At 56.2% G+C, this 23,587-nt stretch carries 25 protein-coding genes; 9 read left to right on the top strand and 16 right to left on the bottom strand.

Annotated features, from left to right (window positions below; genetic code table 11):
• Position 1: 1 nt before the first annotated feature.
• The 8 genes from ACXADZ_RS18090 to ACXADZ_RS18055 all read right to left on the bottom strand — a co-directional run bounded on the left by ACXADZ_RS18090 (position 2) and on the right by ACXADZ_RS18055 (position 6,137).
• Entirely contained in the window at positions 2-475 is a 474-nt protein-coding gene (locus ACXADZ_RS18090; RefSeq protein ID WP_170634716.1) for a c-type cytochrome, read from the bottom strand.
• Positions 475-1,845: a multicopper oxidase family protein gene (locus ACXADZ_RS18085; protein WP_170634718.1), complete on the bottom strand. Its 1,371-nt coding sequence runs from the start codon at positions 1,843-1,845 to the stop codon at positions 475-477. Before ACXADZ_RS18085 ends, ACXADZ_RS18090 begins: the two co-directional genes overlap by 1 nt.
• Positions 1,846-1,884: 39 nt before the next feature.
• Complete coding sequence (locus tag ACXADZ_RS18080) at positions 1,885-2,784, bottom strand: c-type cytochrome (protein WP_050605716.1); 900 nt, start codon at positions 2,782-2,784, stop codon at positions 1,885-1,887.
• 9 nt (positions 2,785-2,793) lie between these two features.
• Entirely contained in the window at positions 2,794-3,345 is a 552-nt protein-coding gene (locus ACXADZ_RS18075; protein ID WP_475198676.1) for a c-type cytochrome, read from the bottom strand.
• Between the two features lie 60 nt (positions 3,346-3,405).
• Positions 3,406-3,588 carry a hypothetical protein gene (locus ACXADZ_RS18070; RefSeq protein ID WP_157054267.1) on the bottom strand — a complete coding sequence of 61 codons (183 nt, stop codon included), beginning with the start codon at positions 3,586-3,588 and terminating at the stop codon, positions 3,406-3,408.
• Between the two features lie 153 nt (positions 3,589-3,741).
• A complete protein-coding gene (locus ACXADZ_RS18065; RefSeq protein ID WP_170417891.1) occupies positions 3,742-4,191 on the bottom strand; it encodes a c-type cytochrome in 450 nt (149 codons plus the stop codon).
• A gap of 67 nt (positions 4,192-4,258) precedes the next feature.
• Positions 4,259-4,849, bottom strand: a complete 591-nt coding sequence (locus ACXADZ_RS18060) for a L,D-transpeptidase (RefSeq protein WP_170417888.1) — start codon at positions 4,847-4,849, stop codon at positions 4,259-4,261.
• A gap of 634 nt (positions 4,850-5,483) precedes the next feature.
• Positions 5,484-6,137, bottom strand: coding sequence for a L,D-transpeptidase (locus ACXADZ_RS18055; RefSeq protein WP_050605720.1), 654 nt, complete (start codon positions 6,135-6,137; stop codon positions 5,484-5,486).
• A 374-nt stretch (positions 6,138-6,511) separates the two neighbouring features.
• Between ACXADZ_RS18055 and ACXADZ_RS18050 the strand changes: the two genes are divergently transcribed.
• The 3 genes from ACXADZ_RS18050 (at position 6,512) to ACXADZ_RS18040 (ending at position 9,250) form a co-directional block, all read left to right on the top strand.
• The gene (locus ACXADZ_RS18050) at positions 6,512-6,823 is read left to right on the top strand and encodes a DUF2933 domain-containing protein (protein ID WP_255612174.1); all 312 of its coding nucleotides are present in this window, start codon (positions 6,512-6,514) and stop codon (positions 6,821-6,823) included.
• A gap of 39 nt (positions 6,824-6,862) precedes the next feature.
• Positions 6,863-7,036, top strand: a complete 174-nt coding sequence (locus ACXADZ_RS18045; RefSeq protein WP_170417885.1) for a hypothetical protein — start codon at positions 6,863-6,865, stop codon at positions 7,034-7,036.
• An 87-nt stretch (positions 7,037-7,123) separates the two neighbouring features.
• Positions 7,124-9,250 (top strand): protein-disulfide reductase DsbD family protein, encoded by a 2,127-nt coding sequence (locus ACXADZ_RS18040; protein ID WP_253285959.1) that lies wholly within the window; start codon positions 7,124-7,126, stop codon positions 9,248-9,250.
• A gap of 9 nt (positions 9,251-9,259) precedes the next feature.
• On the opposite strand, the gene ACXADZ_RS18035 is transcribed toward ACXADZ_RS18040, so the two are convergent.
• From ACXADZ_RS18035 to ACXADZ_RS18015, 5 genes are all read right to left on the bottom strand, one after another.
• Positions 9,260-9,718: an ATPase gene (locus tag ACXADZ_RS18035; protein ID WP_170417881.1), complete on the bottom strand. Its 459-nt coding sequence runs from the start codon at positions 9,716-9,718 to the stop codon at positions 9,260-9,262.
• A 114-nt stretch (positions 9,719-9,832) separates the two neighbouring features.
• Complete coding sequence (gene ccmI / locus ACXADZ_RS18030) at positions 9,833-10,981, bottom strand: c-type cytochrome biogenesis protein CcmI (protein ID WP_170417878.1); 1,149 nt, start codon at positions 10,979-10,981, stop codon at positions 9,833-9,835.
• On the bottom strand, positions 10,978-11,466 hold the full coding sequence (locus tag ACXADZ_RS18025; protein ID WP_170417876.1) for a cytochrome c-type biogenesis protein: 489 nt from the start codon (positions 11,464-11,466) through the stop codon (positions 10,978-10,980). Before ACXADZ_RS18025 ends, ccmI begins: the two co-directional genes overlap by 4 nt.
• Positions 11,463-12,032, bottom strand: a complete 570-nt coding sequence (locus tag ACXADZ_RS18020; protein WP_170417873.1) for a DsbE family thiol:disulfide interchange protein — start codon at positions 12,030-12,032, stop codon at positions 11,463-11,465. Before ACXADZ_RS18020 ends, ACXADZ_RS18025 begins: the two co-directional genes overlap by 4 nt.
• Positions 12,033-12,036: 4 nt before the next feature.
• Positions 12,037-14,031 carry a heme lyase CcmF/NrfE family subunit gene (locus ACXADZ_RS18015; protein WP_170417870.1) on the bottom strand — a complete coding sequence of 665 codons (1,995 nt, stop codon included), beginning with the start codon at positions 14,029-14,031 and terminating at the stop codon, positions 12,037-12,039.
• A 236-nt stretch (positions 14,032-14,267) separates the two neighbouring features.
• Between ACXADZ_RS18015 and ACXADZ_RS18010 the strand changes: the two genes are divergently transcribed.
• Positions 14,268-15,377, top strand: a complete 1,110-nt coding sequence (locus ACXADZ_RS18010; protein WP_170417865.1) for a transporter — start codon at positions 14,268-14,270, stop codon at positions 15,375-15,377.
• Positions 15,378-15,381: 4 nt separating this feature from the next.
• Here the strand turns inward: ACXADZ_RS18010 and ACXADZ_RS18005 are convergent, their stop codons facing one another.
• Positions 15,382-16,047, bottom strand: a complete 666-nt coding sequence (locus tag ACXADZ_RS18005; protein WP_050605729.1) for a hypothetical protein — start codon at positions 16,045-16,047, stop codon at positions 15,382-15,384.
• Positions 16,048-16,277: 230 nt separating this feature from the next.
• On the opposite strand from ACXADZ_RS18005, the gene ACXADZ_RS18000 reads away from it, so the two are divergent.
• Positions 16,278-17,198, top strand: coding sequence for a tyrosine-type recombinase/integrase (locus ACXADZ_RS18000; protein ID WP_475198671.1), 921 nt, complete (start codon positions 16,278-16,280; stop codon positions 17,196-17,198).
• Between the two features lie 188 nt (positions 17,199-17,386).
• Here the strand turns inward: ACXADZ_RS18000 and ACXADZ_RS17995 are convergent, their stop codons facing one another.
• Both ACXADZ_RS17995 and ACXADZ_RS17990 read right to left on the bottom strand, forming a co-directional pair.
• Positions 17,387-17,731 carry a type II toxin-antitoxin system RelE/ParE family toxin gene (locus ACXADZ_RS17995; protein ID WP_170417859.1) on the bottom strand — a complete coding sequence of 115 codons (345 nt, stop codon included), beginning with the start codon at positions 17,729-17,731 and terminating at the stop codon, positions 17,387-17,389.
• Positions 17,728-17,985 (bottom strand): type II toxin-antitoxin system ParD family antitoxin, encoded by a 258-nt coding sequence (locus ACXADZ_RS17990; protein ID WP_475198670.1) that lies wholly within the window; start codon positions 17,983-17,985, stop codon positions 17,728-17,730. The genes ACXADZ_RS17995 and ACXADZ_RS17990 overlap by 4 nt, the downstream gene beginning before the upstream one ends.
• A gap of 836 nt (positions 17,986-18,821) precedes the next feature.
• Here ACXADZ_RS17990 and repA point away from each other — a divergent pair.
• From repA to ACXADZ_RS17970, 4 genes are all read left to right on the top strand, one after another.
• Positions 18,822-20,006: a plasmid partitioning protein RepA gene (repA, locus tag ACXADZ_RS17985; protein ID WP_170417853.1), complete on the top strand. Its 1,185-nt coding sequence runs from the start codon at positions 18,822-18,824 to the stop codon at positions 20,004-20,006.
• Positions 20,006-20,974 (top strand): plasmid partitioning protein RepB, encoded by a 969-nt coding sequence (repB, locus tag ACXADZ_RS17980; RefSeq protein WP_170417850.1) that lies wholly within the window; start codon positions 20,006-20,008, stop codon positions 20,972-20,974. Before repA ends, repB begins: the two co-directional genes overlap by 1 nt.
• Positions 20,975-21,151: 177 nt before the next feature.
• On the top strand, positions 21,152-22,207 hold the full coding sequence (locus ACXADZ_RS17975; RefSeq protein WP_170417847.1) for a helix-turn-helix domain-containing protein: 1,056 nt from the start codon (positions 21,152-21,154) through the stop codon (positions 22,205-22,207).
• 154 nt (positions 22,208-22,361) lie between these two features.
• Positions 22,362-23,471, top strand: coding sequence for a Fic family protein (locus tag ACXADZ_RS17970; RefSeq protein ID WP_170417844.1), 1,110 nt, complete (start codon positions 22,362-22,364; stop codon positions 23,469-23,471).
• The last annotated feature ends 116 nt before the right edge of the window (positions 23,472-23,587 follow it).

Here is a 23,587-nt window from a genome sequence, read left to right as displayed (position 1 = left end):
ATCAGTTTCCTTCCGTTTGTTCTGCTTCGGTGCGTTGCTCTTGCAGCTTGCGTTCCCGATCCGGCCAACTCTCCTTGATGAAGGCGAGGATGTCCCAGATATCCTGATCCGACAGAGTGTCCCCGAAGCCTGGCATGCCGCTTTTGACGTCAGCGACACCCATCTGTTTCAAAGTTTGGTCCCCGCCAAACTTTGTATAGTCGAACAACAGCTTGTCGCCGTGATGCCAGGTGTGCCCGGTTCGGTCATGCGGGGGCGCCCGCAAGACGCCATCCGGATCAGGTGTTTGCCAATCCGGCTGACCCTCCAAATCTGCCCCGTGGCATGACGCGCAGTTTTCGGCGTACAAAACTGCACCACGTGCCGAATCCGCCGATGAACTGTTCTGCGCACGCCCACCCAGGCCCCAGCCAGCGACCGCGACAATGATCACCACAGCAGCCAGTGACACCCATTTCGCCGCGCTCTTGTTCATCACGCCACGCTCAGCCAGGTCTTCATACCAGCGGCCTGATGCGACAGCATGTGGCAATGAAACAGCCAGTCCCCCGGGTTATCCGCAACGAACGCAATCTCCCGCGTTTCTATCCGGTCAACCAGGATTGTGTCCCGCAGCGGCCCCAGGCTGCCGTTCGGCAGAACTTCCTGAAAGTGCGTCCCGTGCAAGTGCATAGCGTGCGGAAAGACGGTGTCGTTCTGCATCTGAATCCGGACTATGTCGCCACGCGAAACGGCAGCAAGTGGGTTTTCAGGTAACCCGGCGACACCGTTGAATGTCCAGATCTGCCCTTCCTGGACCAATTCATTGGTGCTCATGACCCGGCCGTTAAAAGTGCCTTGACGCAGTCCGCCCATCGCCCCGCCTTCCATCACCAATGGAACTGTCAAAGCGTCAGAAACATCTTCGAGAAAAGAAGCAGGGTTGGGTGGCAGGGCTGCGATCACACCGCGGTTAGCAGATGTGCCGCTTCCCGAAACCGGAATCTCAGCGATGACAAACGATTCATCGCGTTCGTGAAGAGTTATTTGAACGGATTCGTTCGATTCCGCTGTGACATCAACAATTAAGTCTGCTCGCTGTGCAGGCCCGAAAACAAGGGTTTCAAAATCCTCTGGCTGCCTTACAGGCATGCCATCATAAGCGACCAGTTTCCCGTTTGCGCCACCTACTGAGACATACATGATCCGATCAGTTGCCACGTTGACCATTCGAATTCGCAAACGCTGGTTCGTCAAAACTTCGGTCATGGGCGATATACGTGCGTGAACGTAGTTACCCATGCGACCTGCATGGGTCCAATCATGCATTGCACCAAAATCATCTACTATTTGAGCGTCCTTACCCAACCGCCAATCATCCAGAAGGATCGTGATGTCATGGTCCGTGTCCGGCGGGTCCGTTTCGTCGACGATGAACGCGCCGTAAAGGCCCCTGGCCACTTGTTCCGTTGACTGGTTGTGAGAGTGATACCAGAAGGTCCCCGCGTCCTTCAGAGGCAAGTCATACTGAAATTCGCCGCCGGTTGGTACAGCCTCCTGCGTAAGGCCCGGCACCCCGTCCATATTGTTCGGAACCCGCAATCCGTGCCAATGGATTGCCGTAGGCTGAGGCAGTGAGTTCAGGAGTGTCCGGCGAACCGTTTCGCCCTGCCTGGCACGAATTTCGGGGCCCGGAACACCGCCATCATATCCCCATATCTCGGTTTCAGGATAGCTGTCGGGGGCAACACGTGCCAATCCTGAACGCGCCTCGATTATTCGGGGGGCGGTAGCCGCCCTCCCGATAGTCGGCACTGCGATTAGTGCCGACGTGCCTGCAACGAATTGCCTGCGATTGAGCTTCATGAGGACTTCCCTCCAAAGAAAATTTGATCTCTCACTCGATTATCCCCCGTCGTGCACATCCAGCAGATAGGTCGCCATTGCCTTCCGGTCTTCGTCTGTCAGAAAGCTGGTGCCATAGTTTACGACCTCTCCCATGGCGCCGCCGAAGACATCGCCATCAGGCATGACGCCGGTGCGCAACGCGTAGGCCAAATCATCTACCGTCCAACCACGCTTTTGCAGGGTCTCAAAGTCGATGGCCGGTGCCTTGTCACCGCCCGGCAGGGAGTCACTTCCTTTGAAGTGTTCCGTGTCCGAATTTCTTGCGCCAGCCAGGTTCCTCCCGGTGTGGCAGGCCGCACAATGCGTAGCACCTTCGACCAGTAGCCGACCCCGGTTCCACACTTCGTCATTGCCCGGCACGGGATCAGTACGGGGTGGTTCCAGAAAAGCCGCGCGCCACAGCTTCAGGCCCCATCTCTGATTGAAGGGGAACGCCATTTCCTGTTCTTTTGACGGTTCCGCTACCGGTGCAACCGTTTGCCAGGCGGCCCAGAGATCGGCGATATCCTGATCCGTGAAATTGGCATAGAACGGATAAGGAAAGGCCGGGTAGTAGGGTTGTCCGCCGGGTGACACGCCTTGACGCACAGCGCGAGCAAACTCCTCGATTGTCCAGTCACCGATCCCGTGATCGGGATCTGTGGTCAGGTTCGGTGAAAAGAGCGTGCCGAACGGGGTATCCAACTCCACCCCACCGGCCAAGGGCGCGCCCCCTTTGGCAAAATCTGTGTGGCAAGCGATACAGCCACTTGCCCTTGCCAGATAAGCCCCGCGGTTAACGTCACCCTGAATGTCGAGAGCTTGTAAGGGCTGGCCAATTGGCCAAGCCATCACGGCAACAAGTCCCGCTGACGCCGTTACGGCGGCAGCAAGGCCCAATCGGAATATCGGTCTCATGACGCATTCCTATTCCGACCGAAACTGCGTGTGACATGCCGAGCATGTCTGGCTCAGCATCATGAACACACCATCTGCCGGCATTTCAGAAAGTTGTGCCTGGTTTGGACTGCCGCCCATCATTCCGGCACCCATCATGGATGCGCCGCCCATCATGCCCGAACCATGGCCCGACCCGGACATCATCAACCCGTTGTCCGCCGCAAGCACAAGGCCTTCAGAGTAGGTTTCCAACTGCCTGGCTAACTCTGCAAATGAACCCCAATCCTGCCAGATCTCCGATTTGGCCTCCGAGGGTTTGCCATCAGATCCCTCTGGAAACAGCTTTGTCATGCTCTCGCCAGCGTGACGCCCGATTTTCTTGGCCTCGCTTCGTACCGTTTGCGCATTGTAGGGCGTTTTCCCCTGCATCATCGGCGTAAGGATCTTCATGCTGTCCTTCATCGCGGACATACCATCCATGCGTTCTTTGACGATGCCGGTTGCGCCACCATGCGCCAGGGCGGCGGCTGCGAACAGAGAAACCAGGGCAACGCCTGTGGTCATTTTCAGAATGTTCATTGTTTTGTCCTTGTCGTCTGCTTCGACGCGCCCAGGTTGAGCGCAATTCGACTGGTCAGATCAGGACACGCGGCGGTGGTGGGTCAAACGCCGCGATACCGAGAACCCGGTATTGGGCTCGAGGGATCGAGTATCTTTGTTCAGTATCTTGGGGGCCAGGCGGTGGTGGACCCATCGAAAATAGACCAACAGCGTTGCAAATCGTTCCGCCATGACAATGTCCGGGATGACCCTGCTTGACATGCTCAACGTCCGCGGAGTCCGTTTGGTCAATCACGTGCTGAGAACCACTGCCATGTGCATGAGCAGAATTGGCCGTCACAAGCAGCCCGCCAATGGTCAGCACCATTGACAGTATGATGTAACGAATTGCACTGCCCATTCGGCTCGTCACCTTCAGAAAATCCCGTTTTCCTGCTGCAGCTCTCTGATATACGCCACGATGCCCTTCACATCCGCACGGGTCAAGCCATCGACCGGCGGCATATTGCCGAACTTCCAATGGTGTGCCCGAACTCCATTCTGGACTGCCACATAAAATGACTCGTCCGAATGGTGGCTTGGTTCATAGATTTTATGCACCAAAGGTGGTGCAAGGCCTTCCAGACCTGTTGCATTCGCGCCATGGCACGCCGAGCATTTGGCGTCGAATGCCACTTTGCCGACGGCCGCAAATTCGCTTAGCTGGTCCGGCAGAGTGACGTTTTCGATTGGGTCTCCTTGCTCCAGTGCTGACGTATCGGGCGGCGTCATCGAGTGACCTGTTGGTTGCTGATTTAAGTTGTAGACGAACGCGGCGGCGCCTGCGATCACTACTCCGCCGATCAAGAGTGTAAGTTTATCCATCTCTGTTCTTCACATGATTGTCAGTTCTTAGGTTCAACGCGCGCAAAAAAAATCGGCCTGACCAAGGTCAGATCAGTTTTACCTGAGTGCCCACAGTGGCCAGTTCGAACAATTCCGCAATCTGCTCGTTGTACAAGCCAATGCAGCCGTTGGAGGATCTTCTCCCGATCTTGCGCGTGTCGTTGGTGCCGTGGATCCGGTAGTATTGCCAGCTCAAATAAAGTGCATGTGTCCCCAGAGGATTCTCCGGACCCGGGCCCACATAATCGGGCCAAGCGGGGTTGCGCTTTTTCATTGCTGGTGTCGGTCGCCAAGACGGCCCTTCGACCTTGCGAGTAACTGTGGTGTAGCCCAGCCTTGTAAGGTCTTCCGTCAGCGGTACGCTGGTTGGATACATTCGGTAGACGCTTTCGTCTTCCGACCAATATTGCAGGACCTTGGACTGTGTATCGGACAGGATCACACCATTCTTAAGCGTATCAAAGTGGTCCTGCCATTTAGCAACGCGGAATGAGGAAACATTGCGGCGCGTCCCCTCAGTTGCCGTTGATTGGGCCCAAACGGCCGGTGCTGGAAAAAGCGTCGTCGCAGCAAACGCGGCAATCACTCCACGTCGCGTAACAACCTTTCCTTCTTTGCTCCGTTTCATGCCTGCCATCCCAAAGTTTATTCTTTTTTTCCGACTCAAATAACTCGTATGCCCGGTTCCTGCGCTGGAAGGTCAACACGCAAATGACATTTCATATGGGATGTCTCGTCTGAATTGTCGTTGCCGTTGGCGCAGGGATATTTCCTTAGAAGGCGGACCCAAATCATCAAGTCATTGTGGAAAAGCAATTTTTCTTGGACGTAACTCCAGGCTGCTTTAAGCAAAACCTGACTTTCTTGAATCAACCGAACACAAAAAAGCAACGCTAACAATTGCTTAGTTCTTGGTGAATTGATGTGATCACCCGTCGATGCGAGGGTAGCAGGCACTACAAATGACAATCACAGTGGACTAAACACCATGTCCTTCAGGAAAGCTTTCCAAGCACTGGCCGCACTTTTGTTCATCGGCGCTTGTACCGAAACAACGTCAATATCTGCAGATAGCGAGCCCGGAACGCTTTCCCAAGTTCCTGACGCCGTAGCCCAGATTGCTGCTCCGGGCCAGGACCTGAACGCAGTGAAAATCATGCCTGAGGACGGTTGCTATTGGTATCGCTATGTTGGGCCAGTTGAAACAACCTACCTACCACTTAGGACTATTGAAGGGCGCCCAATCTGTACGCGCGCCTGACAAGCGCCTGTCAGCTGGTCGCGGTCAGAAGCCGCTCGGGAGGGTAGAGATGAGCCGTGGACCCTGGCCTGACACGATCATAAAGCCCGATGATATGTGGCATCGCCATCCTTACGCAGCCAGAACTTGCGCGACCTCCGATAGATCTTGGATAAGGCGTTCCGTGAATTCGCAGGTATGTGTCGCGACCACCTTCGAACAGATAAAACGCCCTTGATCCCAATGGGTTTGTCGGCCCACCGGGCACACCATCTGCGAATTGCGCATATTCATCAGGGTCGCGCTCAATCATTTCGGCTGTAGGAGTCCAACGCGGCCATTTGGCCTTTCGCTTGATCGTGTAGACTCCGGGCTCGTAAAGATTGCCTCGGGCAATGGCTACGCCGTAACGCATTGCTGTGCCACCGTCTTCGATGAAATACAGATATCGTGCCACCGCGTCGACATGAATGTCACCCGGAGTAAGTGGTCGATTGGTTTGCACACGCTGAGGCAGGAAACGTGGGTGTAAACCCCAGGGATTGGATGTTGCGGGATCAAAATTGGCTGGAGTTACTTGCGCATCCCACTCCGACCATTGCGAGGCCGCCGCCGACGTCACTCCAAAAACCGGCTGAGAGAAAATGGCGAGCGAGGCTGCAACAAAATGTCGTCTGGTCAGCATTGATAGCGCTCCTATTGGCTGGTTGGTGTCTGGAGTTAGTACCCAGGGGATTAGACAATCCGCGACGGGGGAAGATTTGTCCATTCAATTATTCGTTCGATATCGCTTCGACCCACCCGCGAGTTTTCAAGGCTTAAAGTGACCTAGGCAGCTTCGTGTTTAACCTGAAACTTCACCAGGCGTCGGGACGACAATGCCTGCTGTTCATACCCCTAAAAACTTCCCTGTTCCGGCCGTGTCTATGCACCAAGTAAGGCCCAAGCAAATGCTGGACTGGTTTGACAGCGTCAAATTCGCTTCGCGCCAAAACAGCTTGACCTTCCATCGTGGGAAGGCGTTAGCAGAGGTCTCCAATCCAAATTTTGGAGTTGAATGTGAAAGAAAAACAGACTGCAAACGCGCCGCAGGCGTCAGTACCGGTTAGCGGCGGCAAGATAATGAAATGGGGCATGATGGTATGTTGCATTGCCATGATAACGCCGATCGCTCTCTACTTGATCGCCGGCGGGACGGTTGGTGGGCTTTCTGACTCCTTGGGTCTTTTCGCACCGTTGATCCTGTGCCTCGGAGCCCATTTCTTTATGCACAAGGCGATGGAAAAATCCTGTCATTCGAACAAATCTGAATCGGAAAGACCAAAGGCAACAGACGCCGCGGTCGGACCGAACCCAGTACACCGGCAATAATCTTCAATCATGAAGCTTTGGTGCTCAAGGTTGGCCGCCATGTCGCTGGCCGCTCTTTCGCTGGCGGCTTGCGCACCACGCCCTAAACTATGCCCGCTGCAACCGCCGCAGCCTGAATACGCCCTGCCCCAAGGTTGCCGGGTTCAATGGGAGGGCGCGGATGGCGGGGCCTATTTCATCTGCGAAGACGGGCGCGAAGGTTTCGTGAGCTGATCGTGGGGATGTGACATTCCGGCTCGTTGACCCTCCAGCGCTGGAATCTGGCAGAGACGGGTGCAAAACAACCGATGGCAACGCGCAATGGCAAGAACACTCCTAAATTTATGTATTATGATCTTGGGGTTAATCTTTGGCCAGACTTCCGCCGGGACAAGCCTTGCAGCTACATCCCAAGCGTATGAATCAGAGCCCCTGGTCGCACACATAATTACCGCGCAGGACGGGATCGCGCCTGACGTCAAGACGATCACTGCAGGACTGCATCTGAAACTGGGCGAAGATTGGAAAACCTACTGGAAGTCGCCTGGTGAGGTGGGAATTCCGCCCAAGATCACTTGGAACGGCTCGCAAAACGTCAGCGACGTACAGTTTCACTGGCCCGCGCCGATCCGTTTTCGCGCCTTCGGGATCGAGAATTTCGGGTACAAGGACGAAGTGGTCTTTCCGCTGACCGTCACACTCGAGAACCCCGGAGCGCCAGTTGACTTGAAGGCCGCTGTGACAACGCTGATCTGTTCCGATATCTGTGTGCCGGTCGAGTTTTCGCTGGACTTGTCGCTGACTCAGGGAACGGGTCGGGATCAGGACTCGGCCCGGCTTATAAATGCCTTTCTGTCGCGGGTGCCAACCACGGGAAACACAAGCGGAATGAAGTCCGACGCCGCGACCCTGGATACCGAGTCCGAGATGCTGACGCTGAATTTCACCAGCGACCTGCCCTTTGATGCGCCTGATGTCTTTCCCGACATGGGACGTGACACCGCGTTTGGTGCACCCGACATCCGGCTCGCTGGCGACAGGCGTCAGCTATGGGTGCAGTTCCCGGTCCTCGCTCTGGCACAGGACCCCCCCGCCTTGTCCGTCACGGTTACCGACACCAACCGCGTGGCCGAGTTTTCGCCCCGTACCGACGCTCCCCCTACCCCGCCACCATATGAGATCGCGGCCGCCGAAACTTCAGCCAGCGCGCTGGTCTGGATCATTTTGCTGGCGGTGGGCGGCGGGTTGATTCTGAATGTCATGCCCTGCGTACTGCCAGTGCTTTCGATCAAGCTTTCCTCGGCGGTAAAGGCTCGCGACCGCTCTGCGGCTCAGATTCGCGCCGGGTTCCTGGCTTCGGCAGCCGGAATCCTGACATTCATGTGGCTGTTGGCGGCTATCACCATTGCGGCGCGGTCGCTGGGCTATTCCGTCGGCTGGGGCATCCAGTTCCAGAATCCGCTTTTCCTTGCGGTGATGATCGTGGTGCTGGCGGTTTTTGCAACCAGCCTCGCGGGCTTGTTCGAGATCACGCTGCCGCAGTCGCTGAACACCCGGCTTGCCCATGTCGAAAAGGGCCGCGTGTCGCTGGTCGGGGATTTCCTGACCGGAGCCTTCTCAGCAGTTCTGGCGACGCCCTGCTCGGCCCCCTTCCTCGGCACGGCGGTGGCCTTTGCCCTGACCGGCCGACCGGTGGATATCGTGGCGATCTTCACCGCAATGGGGGTCGGGCTGGCCATTCCTTACCTGCTGGTTGCAGTGCACCCGAAACTTACCGCCGCTCTGCCTAAACCGGGGCGTTGGATGGTGGGATTAAAATGGGCCCTGTCGGCGGCACTGCTGACCACGATCGGCTGGTTGGTCTGGGTGATGGTCGGGGTGGCCGGAGACACTGCTGCAACTGCTACCGTGCTGGCTGCAACTGTTCTGGTCCTGTTGATCTGGAAAAGTACGATGATGCCACCCGTTTTGCGCTGGACAGCCCTGTTGCTGACGCTGACCGCAGCGTTTGCCGCACCGGTTGCGATTGCCGGCAAAGACCGGTCCAGGCTGCTTGAACCAGCCGGAGAGATCCCTTGGATTACCTTCAGCCGCCCCGAAATCGCCCGCCTTGTGTCGCGCGGCGAGGTGGTTTTCGTCGATGTCACAGCCGACTGGTGTCTGACCTGCAAGGCCAACAAAGCGCTGGTGCTGGAACGCGGCGAGGTTCTGGCAACACTGCAATCGGACAAAGCAATTCCGATGCAGGCCGACTGGACCCGCCCCGACGATGTGATCGCCCGTTTCCTTGAGGACAATGGACGGTTCGGGATCCCCTTCAACATCGTCTACGGCCCGTCGGCCCCCGAAGGCATCGCCCTGCCAGAGATCTTGACCACGAACGCCATTCTCGACGCGATGGAACAGGCCGCGCCGATTGCGGGCGGAGCCGTGGAAAGCGGATCCTGACCCCGGAGTTCACATATCCCGGACGCGGTTGCTCTGCTGCGCTAAACGCATGGTCTCGTGCTCTTCCATATCCAGTATCGCCTGAAAGAGTTCGCGTGCCTCGGGTATCTCGGCACGCCCGTGCAAATACCGATATAAGTCGATCACCTGATTGTGAAGATCGAAGACCGCTTCGCAGATCTCATCGACGCTCATCTGTGCGAACGGCCTGTCGCAGGCGCGATGTGGGTCGATCGGCTCATTGCCCAAATAGTCATATACCCAGGTGTTGAGCGCTTTGGGATCGGCTCGTTTCACGAAACCATCGACGATTTTCTCCAGAGCAGCCTCATGATCGGCGAGGTAGGTAAGCAACATCCTGGCCAGCTCCTGCTCTGACTGTGTCGAACAGTGGGCCAAACATTCGGCGAGCCAATGATGCATTTCCCGCGTCCAGACAATTAGATCAGAAAACGTTTCAACTTTCATGGTCTCAACCTCCTAAAGATCGGCATGCGATAGCCTAAACCGGAATTTTCCAGATGGCTCACTGGGCATCAGCGCGAAGTCGGCGCCGGCCCGATCCACGCCGGGCTGCGGGAATCAACCCCCCAGTTCCAGCAATGCCCGGTCGATTGCCACCTTGCGCGGATCCCCCTGCGGCAGGTCATCCGCCAGATCCCTTGCCCTGCCATAGGCGTTCCGGGCGCCGTCGGTCTCGCCCAGCACCGAATAGGCGTTGCCCAGCCGCATCCAGCCGTCCAGATCGCCTGGGTTTTCCTGCATCCGGCTCGCAAGCCGTTCGACCATCGAGCGGATGAAGGCCTGCCGGTCTTCGTCTGACATCTCCTCGGCCGCCGCCACCTGATCGGCAGTTGGGCCGGGCATGGAAGGGGCAAAAGCCGCCAGATTCACCGGAGCCCGTCCGATCGACGGGGCGATGCGGTTAAGCTGGGCCACAAAACTCTCCATCCATGGCCGGAACTCCTCTTCGGCGTCCATCCGCGTCTTCAGTAGGTCATAGGCCTTATCAGGCGATCCAGCCTGCTCCAGACCAATGGCTTTGTAGAATGTCGCTGCTGGGTTCGATGGGTCCAGTTCCAAGGCTCGTTCAAACGCCCGATCGGCCTTGGGCGTAACGACACCGTCATCGGCATAGACCAACGCCTCGCCATATTGCGACACCAGCGCTGAATTCGCATTGGGTCGGTCCAGCAACCCCTCGAACGCGTCTGCGGCATCTCCAAAGCGTCCCATACGCATATAGGTCTGAGCCAACAACACCCATCCCTCGGTTGGCCCGCCGGTTTCATCCGCCTCAAGCCGCGACTTCAGGCGCACGGCAAGGTCGGCGATTTCACGGGCTTCGGCCTGCTCCCCCTCGCGTTGGGCAAATGGCTGGCTGGGGATGTAGGGACTACCCAGTTGCCAATAAAGACCGGCTCCGAGCGCTGGAACTACCAGCGCGGCAAGTAAAATCAGCGCACGCCCGGAATGGCCCATTATCGCTTTGTCGTCCGATTGCCGGTCAATCGCCTTCAGGCGACGTTCTATCTCGGCTCTGGCGGCCTTGGCCTCTTCGGCTGAGATAATTCCTCGTTCCAGGTCCTTCTCCACTTCGCCGATCTGGTCGGAAAAGATGGCAGAGGCGCTTTCGCGTCTCGACAAGTCCGAGGTCTTGCGCCCCAGGCCGGAGAGGGCGAGCGTCAGAAACACCGCCACGGCCATGAATGAAAAGATAATCCAGATCATGCGTGCGGCTCCGTGAGTGAATGGTTTTCGGGATTCCGTTCTTCGCTCGCGCCGCGTTCCGTCTCTTGTTTTCGCGACTTCCGATATCGGCGCGCATTTTGGGTCAATACCGCTGCAGTCGCGATACCACCCAGCCCCAGGATGACGATAGGCGCAACCCACAGAATGTAAGTTGATGGCTTCCATGGCGGGTTGAACAGAACATAGTCGCCATAACGCGCAACCAGAAAGTCCATAACCTGCTGGTCCGTGTCGCCTGCCACCAGCCGTTCGCGCACAAGCAGACGAAGGTCGCGCGCCACGCCAGCGTTAGAACTGTCGATGTCTTGGTTCTGGCACACCACGCATCGCACCTGTTTCGAAATCGCCCGGGCCCGCTCTTCCAATACCGGATCTGCAAGTATCTCGTCGGGCTCAACCGCGAATGCCGGCTGCGACACCAGCATCGCCAGAGTGACCGCGGTAATTACAATGCGACGTATCATGACGCCTCTCCTCCGGCCGCCCGCGCCTGATCCAGCGCGGTGCGCATCTTTGAAATTGCCTCGTCGCCCAGCACCGGGCCGACAAAACGGAATACGACCTTGCCCGCGCCATCAATCACAAAGGTCTCCGGCACGCCGGAAATCCCCCATTCGATCCCGGCTCGGCCGTCCAGGTCGGAACCGATGCGCTCATAAGGGTTGCCCAGATCGTCGAGCCATTTCCGCGCGTCCTGCGGCTTGTCTTTGTAGTTAATGCCCATCAGGCGAATGCCCTCATCGCGTACCATACGCGTCAGCACCGCATGTTCGGCCCGGCAGGGCACGCACCAGGACGCAAACACGTTGACCACGATCGGAGCTGACCCGTCATTTTCCACCAGATCGGTACTGGACAGCCCGTGGGTATCCAGCCCTTCGACCGGCGGCAAGTCGAACTCAGGCACCGGCTGCGAGATCAAAACAGACGGGATTTCGTTTGGATCGCGATCGGGATTCAGTCCCCATAGCAGGAAGGCACCCAGGATGCCGGCAATCGTAATTGGGAACAGTGCAAATAGACGTTTCATTGCCCTACTCCGCCGCCACCGCAACGGAGCTCTGCCCAGTCCGTTTTCGTGGTGCACCGACGCGTAGACGCCGATCGGAGAGTGACAAGACACCACCAAATGCTAACAATCCTGAACCTATCCAGATCCAGACCACCAATGGCTCATACAAGATACGCAGGGTCCATTTGCTCTGTTCTGATTCCGCCGCCGGTTCCGATATTGAGGCGTAAAGGTCCCCTGCCAACGTCGTTCGAATTGCTGACTCGGTCGTACTGGTACCCGCCACGAGATAGGCCCTGCGCTCGGGTTGAAGCGTGGTGACATAAGCGCCATCGCGAAATACCGTCAGTGTGGCCGCGCGAGACAGATAGTTCGGACCGCGAAGCTGTTCCACACCGTCAAAACGCACGTCGAACCCTGCTATCTCAATCTGTGTTCCGGGCTCGGCAAAAGTCACGACCTCGGATTTCCAAGCGCTGGACCCGATAAAGCCGATCATACAGACAGCCAACCCCGCATGGGCCACGACCATGCCGTAATGAGAACGCGGTAGGCTGCGGGCCCGACGCAGGGACTCGGCCAACGGTGCCTCACCCAGCTTAATTCGGCTGGCCCACTCTGTCAGCACAGCGCCCAGCAACCAAACCGCAAGGCCGATCGACACTACCGCCAAGGCTGGGCCGCCGGTATCCAGATACCACACAAGCAACGCTACGAGCAGGCTAACCCCGGCCACCCATTTGAGCCGGGACAGAACACCGCGCAAATCCGCCCGCTTCCATGACAACAGCGGCCCAATCCCCATTACAACGACTAGAACCAGCATGATCGGCACGAAACTGGCGTTGTAATAAGGTGGTCCAACCGAAATCTTTTCACCTGTCACAGCCTCAAGCAAAAGCGGATAAAGCGTACCGAATAGAACCGTCGCCGTTGCGGTGGCCAGCAGCAGGTTGTTAATAAGCAAACCGGCCTCGCGGCTGATCGGGGCAAAAAGACCGCCGCCCTCCATCTCCGGTGCGCGTATGGCAAACAGCGTCAATGAACCACCGATCGCGACAGCCAACAGCGCCAAGATGTAAATGCCGCGTTCGGGATCGACCGAAAACGCATGGACCGATGTAAGCAAGCCTGAGCGGACAATGAATGTCCCCAACAAGGACAACGAGAAGGTCAAAACGGCCAGTAGGATCGTCCAACTTTTGAAGCTGCCGCGCTTTTCGGTCACAATGGCCGAATGGAACAGCGCTGTGCCAGCAAGCCAGGGCATAAACGAGACATTCTCGACCGGATCCCAGAACCACCAGCCGCCCCAACCCAGTTCGTAATAGGCCCACCAGCTGCCCAGAACGATACCAAGTGTCAGAAACACCCAGGCCGCCAATGTCCAGGGTCGGACCCACCGCGCCCATGCCGGATCGACCCGCCCCTCAATCAGGGCAGCCACGGCGAAAGAAAATACGATAGAGAAGCCGACGTAACCCAGGTATAGGAACGGCGGGTGCATAGCCAGGCCGACATCCTGCAACAGCGGATTTAAATCCTGACCATCCAGCGGTGCCGGAAACACCCGGTCAAACGGGTTCGAGGTGAACAGCATGAATGACAGGAACCCCGCGCTGATCCAGGCCTGCACTGCCAGAGTGCGCGCCTTGAGTTTCAGTGGGATGTTCCGAGCCAACAGAGACACACCCAGCCCGAAAATCACCAATATCAGAATCCACAACAGCAGCGACCCTTCGTGGCTACCCCAGGTCGCAGCCACCTTGAAAAGCATCGGTTTCAGCGAATGAGAATTGCTGGCCACATTTAGCACAGTGAAATCGCTGACCACGAAGGACCACATCAGAGCGGCGAAGGCGATAGCAACCAGCGCTGTCAGTAGGACCGAGGTCGCAGATGCCGATCGCATCCACATGACATTGTTCCGTGCTGCTCCAATCAAGGGAAATACGCTTTGCACCAAGGACACGGCCAGGGCAAGCGCCAGGGCGAACTGCCCGATTTCCGGTATCATTCCAATCCCTCCGGATTTCCGGTTTTGCGGCCTTGTCCGACAATCCAGCGCTGGAGGGTCAAGCGCATTATTGCCGCACCCCCTTCGGCTGATGCATGCTTGACGAGCGCAAATCTGGCCGGCGGCCTTGACCTTCCAGCGCTGGAGACCCCCACCATTTCGACTTCACCGATGGACGTACCGAACACTTTGTTTTCAGGGCAGGGACTCAGGAAACAAACGAACACGAGGGCATCATGACACGGAGCAACAGCAAGATTACGTGCGTCTGGCAACGCCTCCAGGCTGTAATACTGGCTGGGGGGCTGAGCCTTGGGTCAACTGCCATGGCCCAACCGGAAACCCGTCCGGCTGACAACGTGGCGATGAACCCGCAAGCCTCCAGCAACATGTCAGGTATGGGAAGCATGTCCAGGATGATGCGCCCCGACGCGGTGCCGCCAACGGGTGTCGTTGGCGGTATGCATCCACCCGAGGGTGTTTTGATGCCTGTGTTCTCTTACATGAACATGGAGATGGACGGAAATCGTACCGGAACGCAGTCGCTGTCTACCTCGAACGTTCTGTCGCAGTATCCGATCGCGCCGCTCAGCATGAGCATGAACATGGCGATGGTCGGCCTGATGTACGGTGTGACCGACGAGATCTCGGTGATGGCGATGCTGCCCTATACCCGCAAGACGATGAAGCACCAGACCCGCATGGGCCAGACCTTTAAGACCAGGGCACAGGGGTTTGGCGATCTGAAGATCATCGGCGGATATGATATCTACAAATCCGACGGGCAGGTGCTGGAACTATCTCTTGGCCTCAGTCTGCCGACTGGCTCGATAGACGAGACCGACACCACGCCAGCTGGGCCGGACCAGCTGCTGCCCTACCCCATGCAACTGGGTTCAGGCACCTACGACCTGCTGCCGGGCGTCACCTATACGGGCCAGAACGCGGATTGGTCTTGGGGCGCCCAGCTGGCCGCCGTGATCCGGATGGGTGAGAATGATGCCGGTTACACCTTGGGTGACGTCTATTCAGCAACAGTTTGGGGTGCACGGCGCTGGAATGACCAGTTCAGCTCCTCGTTGCGGGTGGTCGGCGACATCGTGGAAAACATTGACGGGTCGGATGCGCGCCTGAACCCAGGCATGGTGCCCACCGCTGATCCGACCCTGCGCGGCGGCCAGTTTCTGAGTATCGGAATCGGAGTGAATTACCTTGTGCCGGGGTCGGGCGTTTTGGCGGGCACGCGCCTGGGTATCGAGGGCGTGATCCCTGTGTATCAAGATCTGGATGGGCCCCAGCTTGAACGCGATTACGCAGTCTCCTTCGCGATACGCAGGGCGTTCTGACCCTTCAGCCCCAAACCGACTGTAAACGGACAATCAGCGCCGCCGCGGTGGTCAGAACGACCACTGACACCGCCATCAGTAGCAGGGCCAATGTCACAGGTCCGCCGCGCCCAGGTACGCGACGTGCCAGTTGGGCTGCAAATCCAGTACCGTGGGCGATCTGGCTCTGAACGACGGATAGGTATAGCGGCAGCGCTCCGACCAGCGTGGCGTACAGGTAAACGCCTGAGATGTTCTCGAAGTAGGCGGAGCGTACCAGCGTCGGACCGACTACCCGCAACGCCACTACGGGATCACCGCCGAAAGACCCGAACCAGTCTGCCGAAAGCGCGTAGATCAGCGCGTGCAGCGCGATGAACAGGACGGCCCGTAGCAGCAGGTCAATTAGCAGATACCGGGCCGGGATGGCCCCCCTGCCCCGCGCCCTTACCCCAACGGCGAAAAGAAAAAAGCTGAGATAATTTAAAAGGAAAACGACCGGCAACCCATTCGTCACCACCTGACGCAAAAACCGAACAAACGCGGGACCACTGTTCAGGAGGTGCGTCGCAAAGCCCGGCGTGCGCAAAACGAAGATGGCCAACAGCGGAAACAACGCAAGGCAACTGACGATCAGCGTGTTTCTGGCAAACTTCCAGAAAGGCAATTCAGTGGCAAAATATCTGTTCATTTCATTTAGTTTGCCAACGGTTCCAGCGCAATGTCGATGCCAATTGGTTTACAGACCTGCGACAGAACCTCCGATTTTATTATTCCGCAAGCCCTCTACCTACTTTACGCGCAAAATCTGTTACTTTTGCTCGTTACTTTTGTTGCGCTATCAGTTTCAAGTTACACTCGATAAGTATCTCTTATCAAGTATAATTGATTTTGCGGGAAAATGGGCGCAGAGTGGGCCGTATGAGCACCCCTGAGCCCTATCTCCCCGCCCCCTCCCCTGCCCTGTCGCAGTCTGACCAGGACGCCCTGACCGATCTCTATGTCCGCGGCACACCCGCCAACACGCTCAGGGCCTATGAGCGCGATTTGCTCTATGTAACGGCCTGGAAGGCAGCACGGTTCGGAGTGCCGTTGGACTGGCCCGAGAGCGAGGCCACAGCGCTGGCCTTCATTCTCGATCACGCCCGCGATCTGGGAGATGCCGCGCCCGAGGATGTCGCGCGTCAGAGTGCCGAGATGTTGATCGCGCAAGGGCTACGCAAGTCCCTCGCCTGCCCGGCCCCTTCTACGCTGGACCGGCGCATCGCCTCCTGGCTGGCCTTTCATCGAATGAAGAACCTGACCAGCCCTTTTGATGCGCCGCAGGTGAAGCAGGCCCGTGCCAAGGCGCGCCGCGCCGCCGCCCGGCCCCCTGCCCCAAAATCGCAGCAACCGATTACCCGCGATGTGCTCGAGCAGTTGCTGTCCACTTGTCGGGGGTCCCGGCGGGATTGCCGCGACCGCGCCATCTTGATGCTGGGTTGGGCTTCGGGTGGTAGACGGCGCTCGGAGATCACCGGGTTGATGTTTGAAGACGTCTCGCTGAAGGAGTTCGACGAGAAAAGCCTGGTTTGGATTTCACTGCTGGAGACCAAGACGACAACCAAAGGTGAAACGCCGCGGCTGGTGTTGAAAGGCCGCGCAGCCCAAGCGCTGGCCCATTGGATCGAGGTGGGTGAGATTCAGGACGGCCCCTTGTTCCGGCCTGTTTCAAAAGCCGATCGGGTGTTAACCCGCCGCCTCAGCCCGGATGCCATCGCGCAGATCGTCAAGCGTCGGGCGAAACTGGCGGGCCTGCCGGACGGGTTCGCTTCCCCCATGGGCTGCGCTCGGGCTTCCTGACCCAGGCCGCGCTGGACGGCGCCCCGATCCAGGCCGCGATGCGCCTCTCCCTGCATCGCTCCATGGCCCAGGCGCAGAAATACTACGACGATGTGGACATCGCGGATAACCCGGCGACTGATCTACTGGGGTGAGTAGTTACTGACTATTTAATAATCCCCGCTTGAGGGAAACTCCGGCTGCTGTGCCTATGTCTTGTTTCCTGTCGCATCTGTTAACGTGGCCAGCGCGGAAACATGTCGCGGCAGATCGCAACGGGAATGCAGGATATCAACAATGATCACCGCGTCCGGCTGATCCAGATAAACCAGGAAATGCTCTCCTGCGCGCACATATCTGAGATCCGCCGCCTCTTCGACCAATATAGAACAACTTCGGCTGGCCACCCTGCCCTCTGTGATGGCCTGACAGCGCGCTATTAGTTCTTGTTCATAAAGATCGGCTTGATGCGATCCAAACTTGTCGATGGTCCATCGGGCAATTTCCACCAGGCTGGATTCAGCGCGGCGTGTCAGTCGAAAGGGTCTGGTCACGCCTTGGCTCGTGCCCTTGCAAAGGCACGACGGATCGCATCCGAACCCCTGCCTTCTGCCAAATCTCCGGCCTGAGCCTGCGCTACACCCTCCTGCAAGCCTTGTTTGAGAGACTCCAGCCCCGCTTCTTCCCGCTCCAAAAGCCGAAGGCCGGCGCGCAACGCTTCACTGGCGTTCTGATATCGACCGGACGCAACCAGATTCTGCACCAGTTGATCCTGCAATTCTGTAAGTACAACATTGCGGGTTACCATGGCGTAAGCCTCCTTTTTGGCAATATATGCCAACGAGACCGTCTGTTCAACGATTGAGGAGCCCAAAATCACTAATTCGAGCAAGCTGGTTTTATGGACGCTAATGGGACGTGAACACACGGATCATGTCTGTGATCCCATATGAATCCAATGACGGTAGAGACTTGCGTCAAAAGCCGCGCCGCGCAAGCACAGCTGCACTGGATCGAGGACAGTTCCGTGTTCCGTCGCAACTTACAGGCGCACAATTCCCGAAACCCCGCCCTCACGGTATGCCATTTCTTGGGCAATTGGCGAGCGGCTGACTCTAGCCGGAATGTTCGCGTGTTTTCCTCTGCGCACGGGCTGAGCTCGGTGTATCTGACCCAGATCGCCATGCCATTCTCACCGCATCGTACTCCCGTACTGGCGCAGAAGTATTGTTACGAAGTTGGTATCGCAGAAAACTCGATAACGAAATTGTTGGTGAGAGAATTTGACCAATCAGCTCAACTAGCTCCCTGCCCTTCCCAATTGCGCAATTTGCGCCAAAAGCCGTTCGGCCTTCACTCCAACTCCATGCTAGAGGCGTTCTACTCAAAGCGGAGCATAGGGAGGAGTTTTACAGGAATGCCTTCGCATGCCTACGTTAGAACTTCATCGACTGAAAGAACCCATGATCCCGCTCAACCGAGTTTACAACTGTAAACCACCCTGCTCTGATGCAAAGCGTATGTAGTCCTCCGCGTTGGAAAACCTACAATATAGGCGAAAATCCTTGACTTAGTGCTATGAATCACGGCTGTTTATCTCAAGTGGCGCAAAAATGACCACATTCTTTAATTTGAGGCAACTACATGATTCCCGTGACACCACTTGCGGCAGAAAGACCATCGGCACTCGCCACGGAAATATCTGAGAGATTAAACTCGGCTATCCGGGAACATCTACTTGCTGCATTTGCCCCCGACAACACCAAATCACTGCGAAATTTTGCAGCGCCAGAAGCTGCTGAACTCTTAGGAGTCTCAGGTCAATTCATGCGCAAAGTCCACGCAGAGGGAACAATTCCTGAACCGAATGACGTACGCAGCGGTAGGCGTTACTATACTGCCCAAGAACTTTGGGAGGCTCGCGAAACGCTTGAGAAAACCTCACGCAAAAAAGGGCGCTATGTCCCTCGCCGGACTGAAGGAGAAAAGCTCCAAGTCTGGCAGTTGATGAACTTCAAAGGCGGCAGCAGTAAGAGCACCACAACAATTCACTTGGCTCACTATTTTGCGCTTCGCGGTTACCGTGTGCTGGCTGTTGATCTGGATCCTCAAGGCTCTCTTACATCCATGTGCGGCATAAGCCCCGAAATAGAGTTTGACGGGCTGACGATTTACGATGCTATTCGATATGAAGATCCGGTAGATATGGCGGACGTCGTGCTTCCGACGTACTTCCCCGGTCTCTCTGTGGCTCCGTCACGGCTTGTTCTTTCCGAATTTGAGACAGAATCTGCCGTTCACTCCAACCCAGACCATCCGTTCTTTACAAGAATACGGAATGCCCTGGCCCAGGTGGAAGGAGATTTTGACCTTGTTCTGATTGATAGCCCACCTCAGCTAGGATTCTTGACAATTGCTGGGATGGCGGCCGCCAGTTCATTGCTTGTGCCACTTACACCTTCGATGCTGGACGTGTCTTCGACGGCTCAATTTCTCGAACTCGCTGGTGCTTACATGGCAGTCATTGAAGATGCCGGCGCTACGCTCGAATACGACAACTTCAAATTCCTGATAACGCGTGACGAGCCAACAGACGTACCGTCTCAACAACTGGCTTCGTTCATGCGGGCACTGTTTCAGGATCGCGTTATGTCAGCCACAGCCCTCAAAAGCACCGCGGTCAGTGACGCCACAATGCTCAAACAATCAATTTACGAAGTCGTGCGGTCAGAAATGACACGCGCAACTTATGATCGGGCAAAGAACTCAATGGATGCGATCGGCTCTGAGGTAGAGCAAATGATCCATCAAGCATGGGGACGCAGCTAATGGCTAGAAAGTCGCTTCAGGAGATGTCGGGGATCGCAAACACCATCGCGCGCTCTGGCCCCAAGGCCATCGATAAAACTCCAAAACCCAATGCCCCTGCTCTTGGTGCGCTTCAGGGCTCTCTTGCCGCAATCAGGGAAATTGACCCTGCTCTGATCGACGACTGGGGGCCTGCCGATAGGCTCGGTGAGTTTACAGCTGTAAACATTGACGAAGAAGACGATAGTTTTGAAAGCTTGATGTCGAGTATACAAGACGGTGGCCAACAAGTTCCCATTCTTGTCAGAAGATCGAAATCCGACGGTCGATACGAGGCAATTTATGGACGGAGGAGGCTCAAAGCCTGTCGTGAACTTGGTATTAAAGTCCGCGCCAATGTTCAGGATATCGACGATGCTTCAGCGCTTCTCGCCAAAGGGCTTGAGAATGCTGCGAGGCGCAATCTTTCCTTCTACGAGAAAGCACGTTTCGCCGAGGCGATCCTGACTTCCGGGCATGACACGGCAACGGTGCGGCAAGTATTGAACGTTTCGAAATCAGGGCTGTCTCACCTGACAAAAATTACGCAACATGTTCCTGCAAAGATTGGTGACATGATCGGCGCAGCCCCAAAATCAGGCCGCCCAAAATGGACCGTGCTTGCAGAGCACTTCGTTGCAGGCAAGCTAGCGGAAGATGAAGCTGCAAATCTTCTTGCAACCATTGAGCCATCGATGTCGTCAGATGATCGGCTGGAAATGCTCCTAAAAGCAGCTGCCAAACGCGGTGCAAGACAAAGAGAAGGTGCAGCCGAACTCAACCCAATCGAAGGCGTTACAATCAAATCTACCAACGGATCACTAACTGTTTCGGTCAAAAGGACCGGAGCTAACGCTGGCTTCGCTAGCTGGTTGGACGAAAACATGGCTGAAATCATTAAGCGCTCACACGCTGAGTTTACAGCTGTAAACGCCAAGAAAAAGAACTGAGGACGAGCAGAAAGGAGGAAGGCAAACAAACAAAACCCCCGAAACCGGAGCTTCGAGGGCTGCTGCGCAAAGCGCAATTCTTAGATTAGACACCTAGAATCTAGCAGCACCCGAATCGCCACACAAGAAAAAACGCTCTTGAGCGAACGGGTAATTTTTGTCTGCCGATAGATAATCATGAAAACACTAACAGCATTGGCTCCAATTGGAGCGACCTTGTCGGGAACGGCAGGGCAGGGGAACAGTACGCCCAAAAAATGGATACTTCTTCGCGCCGTTGAAGAGGCCAGAGAACCTCTTGGGTTAAAATCCACAACTCTCAATGTCCTGAGAGCGATGGTTTCCTTTATGGGCGGTGATCAGATTGCTGCGGACCAGGATGATCATCACATCTGTTTCGCGTCCAACGCGGCGATAGCCAAACGAACTCATGTCAGCGTGCAGACAGTTGAGCGTCATATCTCGACGCTGGTGGACCTTGGACTTATCCGCCGCGTCATGAGCGCAAACGGTAAGCGATGGGCGCGCCGGGATCGCCAGGGCAGGGTGGTCACCGCAACTGGGCTCTCCTTGATGCCTTTGTCTGAACGGCACGCTGAGTTCATTCAGGAAGCCCAGAGGCATGCTGATCGCGTTCTCGAGTTCACTGTACTCCGTGACAAAGTTTCCGCCGCTCTGGCGCGCCTTAAGGAACTCGTAGCAAATGACACCGCGATCTCTGATTTGGTGACCACCGTACGCAATGCTCTGCGTCGCAAACCAGATGCGAATGTACTCAGCGAGCTGTTGGCAGAAATCTCTGTGGAAATCTCCGAGATAACACAGACTGATACAGAAAATTTGAGGGCCAGTGACAGTGAAATTGAGGGGCACAAAGAGGACTCTTTGAATCCGGAAGTTAAGAAAGAAAAGCTTTCTCAGATTCAGGTTTCTCCAGACCAAATGGAGCGCAGTTTTCCACGGCTATGCTCAGAACTACGCTTTGCAAAAGATCAGCACCACTGTGATCGGCTTATGGATGATATCGCCGAGTATCTACGGCTTGGCCAAACCTGGTATGCAATGAAATCAACTTTTGGCCCAGCTATTCGCTTCATTGTTCTCGGATACATCTTTCAACGTGCTGAGAACATACAATCTCCAGGGGCTTACCTGATTTCGTTGCTGGCCAAGATCGAAAAGGGCGAATTGTCTCCAAAGGCAATGCTCTCGCGGACATCCAATGCTACGTAAATTTGGGGAAACAGGATGAAATTTACCGTTTTCAGATTACACCTCCAAGTGATGACTGGATCGAAGGGTCTGAAAAAGGTGAGCTATAGGATTGACCTCTATAAATCACGCAACCATAAATAGTGAGTTATAGAAAGGAAGCTTATACCTCACGATGTGGAACTGGCAGAACCCTGACTGGCCTACCTTTCGTTACGACGCCGCAAGACTCGAACCATACGAGCAACAGTTCCTGTTGTCCTCAGGGGAAGTTCTTGGAGCGGTTCATCATGTGAACACATCGGATCGAGATCAATTGCGTATCGACCTGCTAAGCGAAGAAGCAATGAAGACCAGCGCGATCGAAGGTGAGATGCTGGATCGTCTCAGCGTGCAATCTTCCTTGCGCCGACATCTTGGACTGGCTCCCGACAGCTATCCATCCAAACCGCGCGAGCAGGGCGTTTCTGAAATGATGGTGGATGTTTATTCCAACTATTCGGAACCACTGTCACACGACACCCTGTTTCGGTGGCATGACATGCTTCTGTCCCATGACAGGCATCTGGAAACGATTGGATCATACCGGAGCCATGAGGATGCGATGCAAATCGTCTCAGGCAGGCTCGACCGCCCAACGGTGCATTTCGAAGCTCCACCTTCACATCAGGTTCCGGCTGAAATGGACCAGTTCGTAGCCTGGTTCAACCGGACCGCACCGGATGGTCCCGAACCATTGCGCGCACTGATCCGGGCCGGTTTGAGCCATCTGTATTTCGAGAGCATTCATCCCTTTGAGGACGGCAATGGCCGGTTGGGTAGGGCGCTGGCTGAAAAGTCCTTGGCCCAGAATATCGGTCAGCCAAGTCTGATTGCCCTTGCTTTCACGATCGAGCGAGAGCGGAAGGCTTACTACGACCAACTCGAACGCCATCAAAAGACGCTGGAAGTCACACCGTGGCTCGTCTGGTTTGCCGAAACTGTCCTTACAGCACAGCAGGTGACGCTTGAGCGGGTTGGTTTCTTTATTTCCAAGACGCACTTCTATGATCGGTACCGTGATCAGTTCAACACTCGCCAAAGCAAGGTAATCGCCCGTTTGTTCAAGGCTGGGCCGGATGGGTTCACAGGGGGATTGAGCGCTGAGAACTATATCTCGATCACGGGAACATCGCGCGCCACAGCAACGCGGGATCTCCAGAACCTGGTAGAGAAGGGCGCTTTGATCCGAACGGGTGAACTCCGGTACACGCGATATTGGTTAAAGCTAGATCGGGACGGGTAGGGGGCTGAAGTACGGCACGAAGCGCGGGAAGCTGCCGTTCTCTGCAGTCGCGAAACCGTTCACTCGAAAATCAAAAAACGGCCATTCCGGTCTAGAATGACGACTTCGATGATGCC

It is taken from the genome of Ruegeria sp. ABM4_193 (assembly GCF_056158705.1).
Note: the sequence above shows the minus strand (reverse complement) of the source record. Positions and strands in the feature narration are given on the sequence as shown.

Coding starts and splice junctions, on each gene's coding strand:
- ACXADZ_RS18090 (WP_170634716.1), bottom strand. CDS start 475: ATGAACAAGAGCGCGGCGAAATGGGTGTCACTGGCTGCTGTGGTGATC.
- ACXADZ_RS18085 (WP_170634718.1), bottom strand. CDS start 1,845: ATGAAGCTCAATCGCAGGCAATTCGTTGCAGGCACGTCGGCACTAATC.
- ACXADZ_RS18080 (WP_050605716.1), bottom strand. CDS start 2,784: ATGAGACCGATATTCCGATTGGGCCTTGCTGCCGCCGTAACGGCGTCA.
- ACXADZ_RS18075 (WP_475198676.1), bottom strand. CDS start 3,345: ATGAACATTCTGAAAATGACCACAGGCGTTGCCCTGGTTTCTCTGTTC.
- ACXADZ_RS18070 (WP_157054267.1), bottom strand. CDS start 3,588: ATGTCAAGCAGGGTCATCCCGGACATTGTCATGGCGGAACGATTTGCA.
- ACXADZ_RS18065 (WP_170417891.1), bottom strand. CDS start 4,191: ATGGATAAACTTACACTCTTGATCGGCGGAGTAGTGATCGCAGGCGCC.
- ACXADZ_RS18060 (WP_170417888.1), bottom strand. CDS start 4,849: ATGGCAGGCATGAAACGGAGCAAAGAAGGAAAGGTTGTTACGCGACGT.
- ACXADZ_RS18055 (WP_050605720.1), bottom strand. CDS start 6,137: ATGCTGACCAGACGACATTTTGTTGCAGCCTCGCTCGCCATTTTCTCT.
- ACXADZ_RS18045 (WP_170417885.1), top strand. CDS start 6,863: ATGTCGCTGGCCGCTCTTTCGCTGGCGGCTTGCGCACCACGCCCTAAA.
- ACXADZ_RS18040 (WP_253285959.1), top strand. CDS start 7,124: ATGGCAAGAACACTCCTAAATTTATGTATTATGATCTTGGGGTTAATC.
- ACXADZ_RS18035 (WP_170417881.1), bottom strand. CDS start 9,718: ATGAAAGTTGAAACGTTTTCTGATCTAATTGTCTGGACGCGGGAAATG.
- ccmI (WP_170417878.1), bottom strand. CDS start 10,981: ATGATCTGGATTATCTTTTCATTCATGGCCGTGGCGGTGTTTCTGACG.
- ACXADZ_RS18025 (WP_170417876.1), bottom strand. CDS start 11,466: ATGATACGTCGCATTGTAATTACCGCGGTCACTCTGGCGATGCTGGTG.
- ACXADZ_RS18020 (WP_170417873.1), bottom strand. CDS start 12,032: ATGAAACGTCTATTTGCACTGTTCCCAATTACGATTGCCGGCATCCTG.
- ACXADZ_RS18015 (WP_170417870.1), bottom strand. CDS start 14,031: ATGATACCGGAAATCGGGCAGTTCGCCCTGGCGCTTGCCCTGGCCGTG.
- ACXADZ_RS18010 (WP_170417865.1), top strand. CDS start 14,268: ATGACACGGAGCAACAGCAAGATTACGTGCGTCTGGCAACGCCTCCAG.
- ACXADZ_RS18005 (WP_050605729.1), bottom strand. CDS start 16,047: ATGAACAGATATTTTGCCACTGAATTGCCTTTCTGGAAGTTTGCCAGA.
- ACXADZ_RS18000 (WP_475198671.1), top strand. CDS start 16,278: ATGAGCACCCCTGAGCCCTATCTCCCCGCCCCCTCCCCTGCCCTGTCG.
- ACXADZ_RS17990 (WP_475198670.1), bottom strand. CDS start 17,985: ATGGTAACCCGCAATGTTGTACTTACAGAATTGCAGGATCAACTGGTG.
- repA (WP_170417853.1), top strand. CDS start 18,822: ATGATTCCCGTGACACCACTTGCGGCAGAAAGACCATCGGCACTCGCC.
- repB (WP_170417850.1), top strand. CDS start 20,006: ATGGCTAGAAAGTCGCTTCAGGAGATGTCGGGGATCGCAAACACCATC.
- ACXADZ_RS17975 (WP_170417847.1), top strand. CDS start 21,152: ATGAAAACACTAACAGCATTGGCTCCAATTGGAGCGACCTTGTCGGGA.
- ACXADZ_RS17970 (WP_170417844.1), top strand. CDS start 22,362: ATGTGGAACTGGCAGAACCCTGACTGGCCTACCTTTCGTTACGACGCC.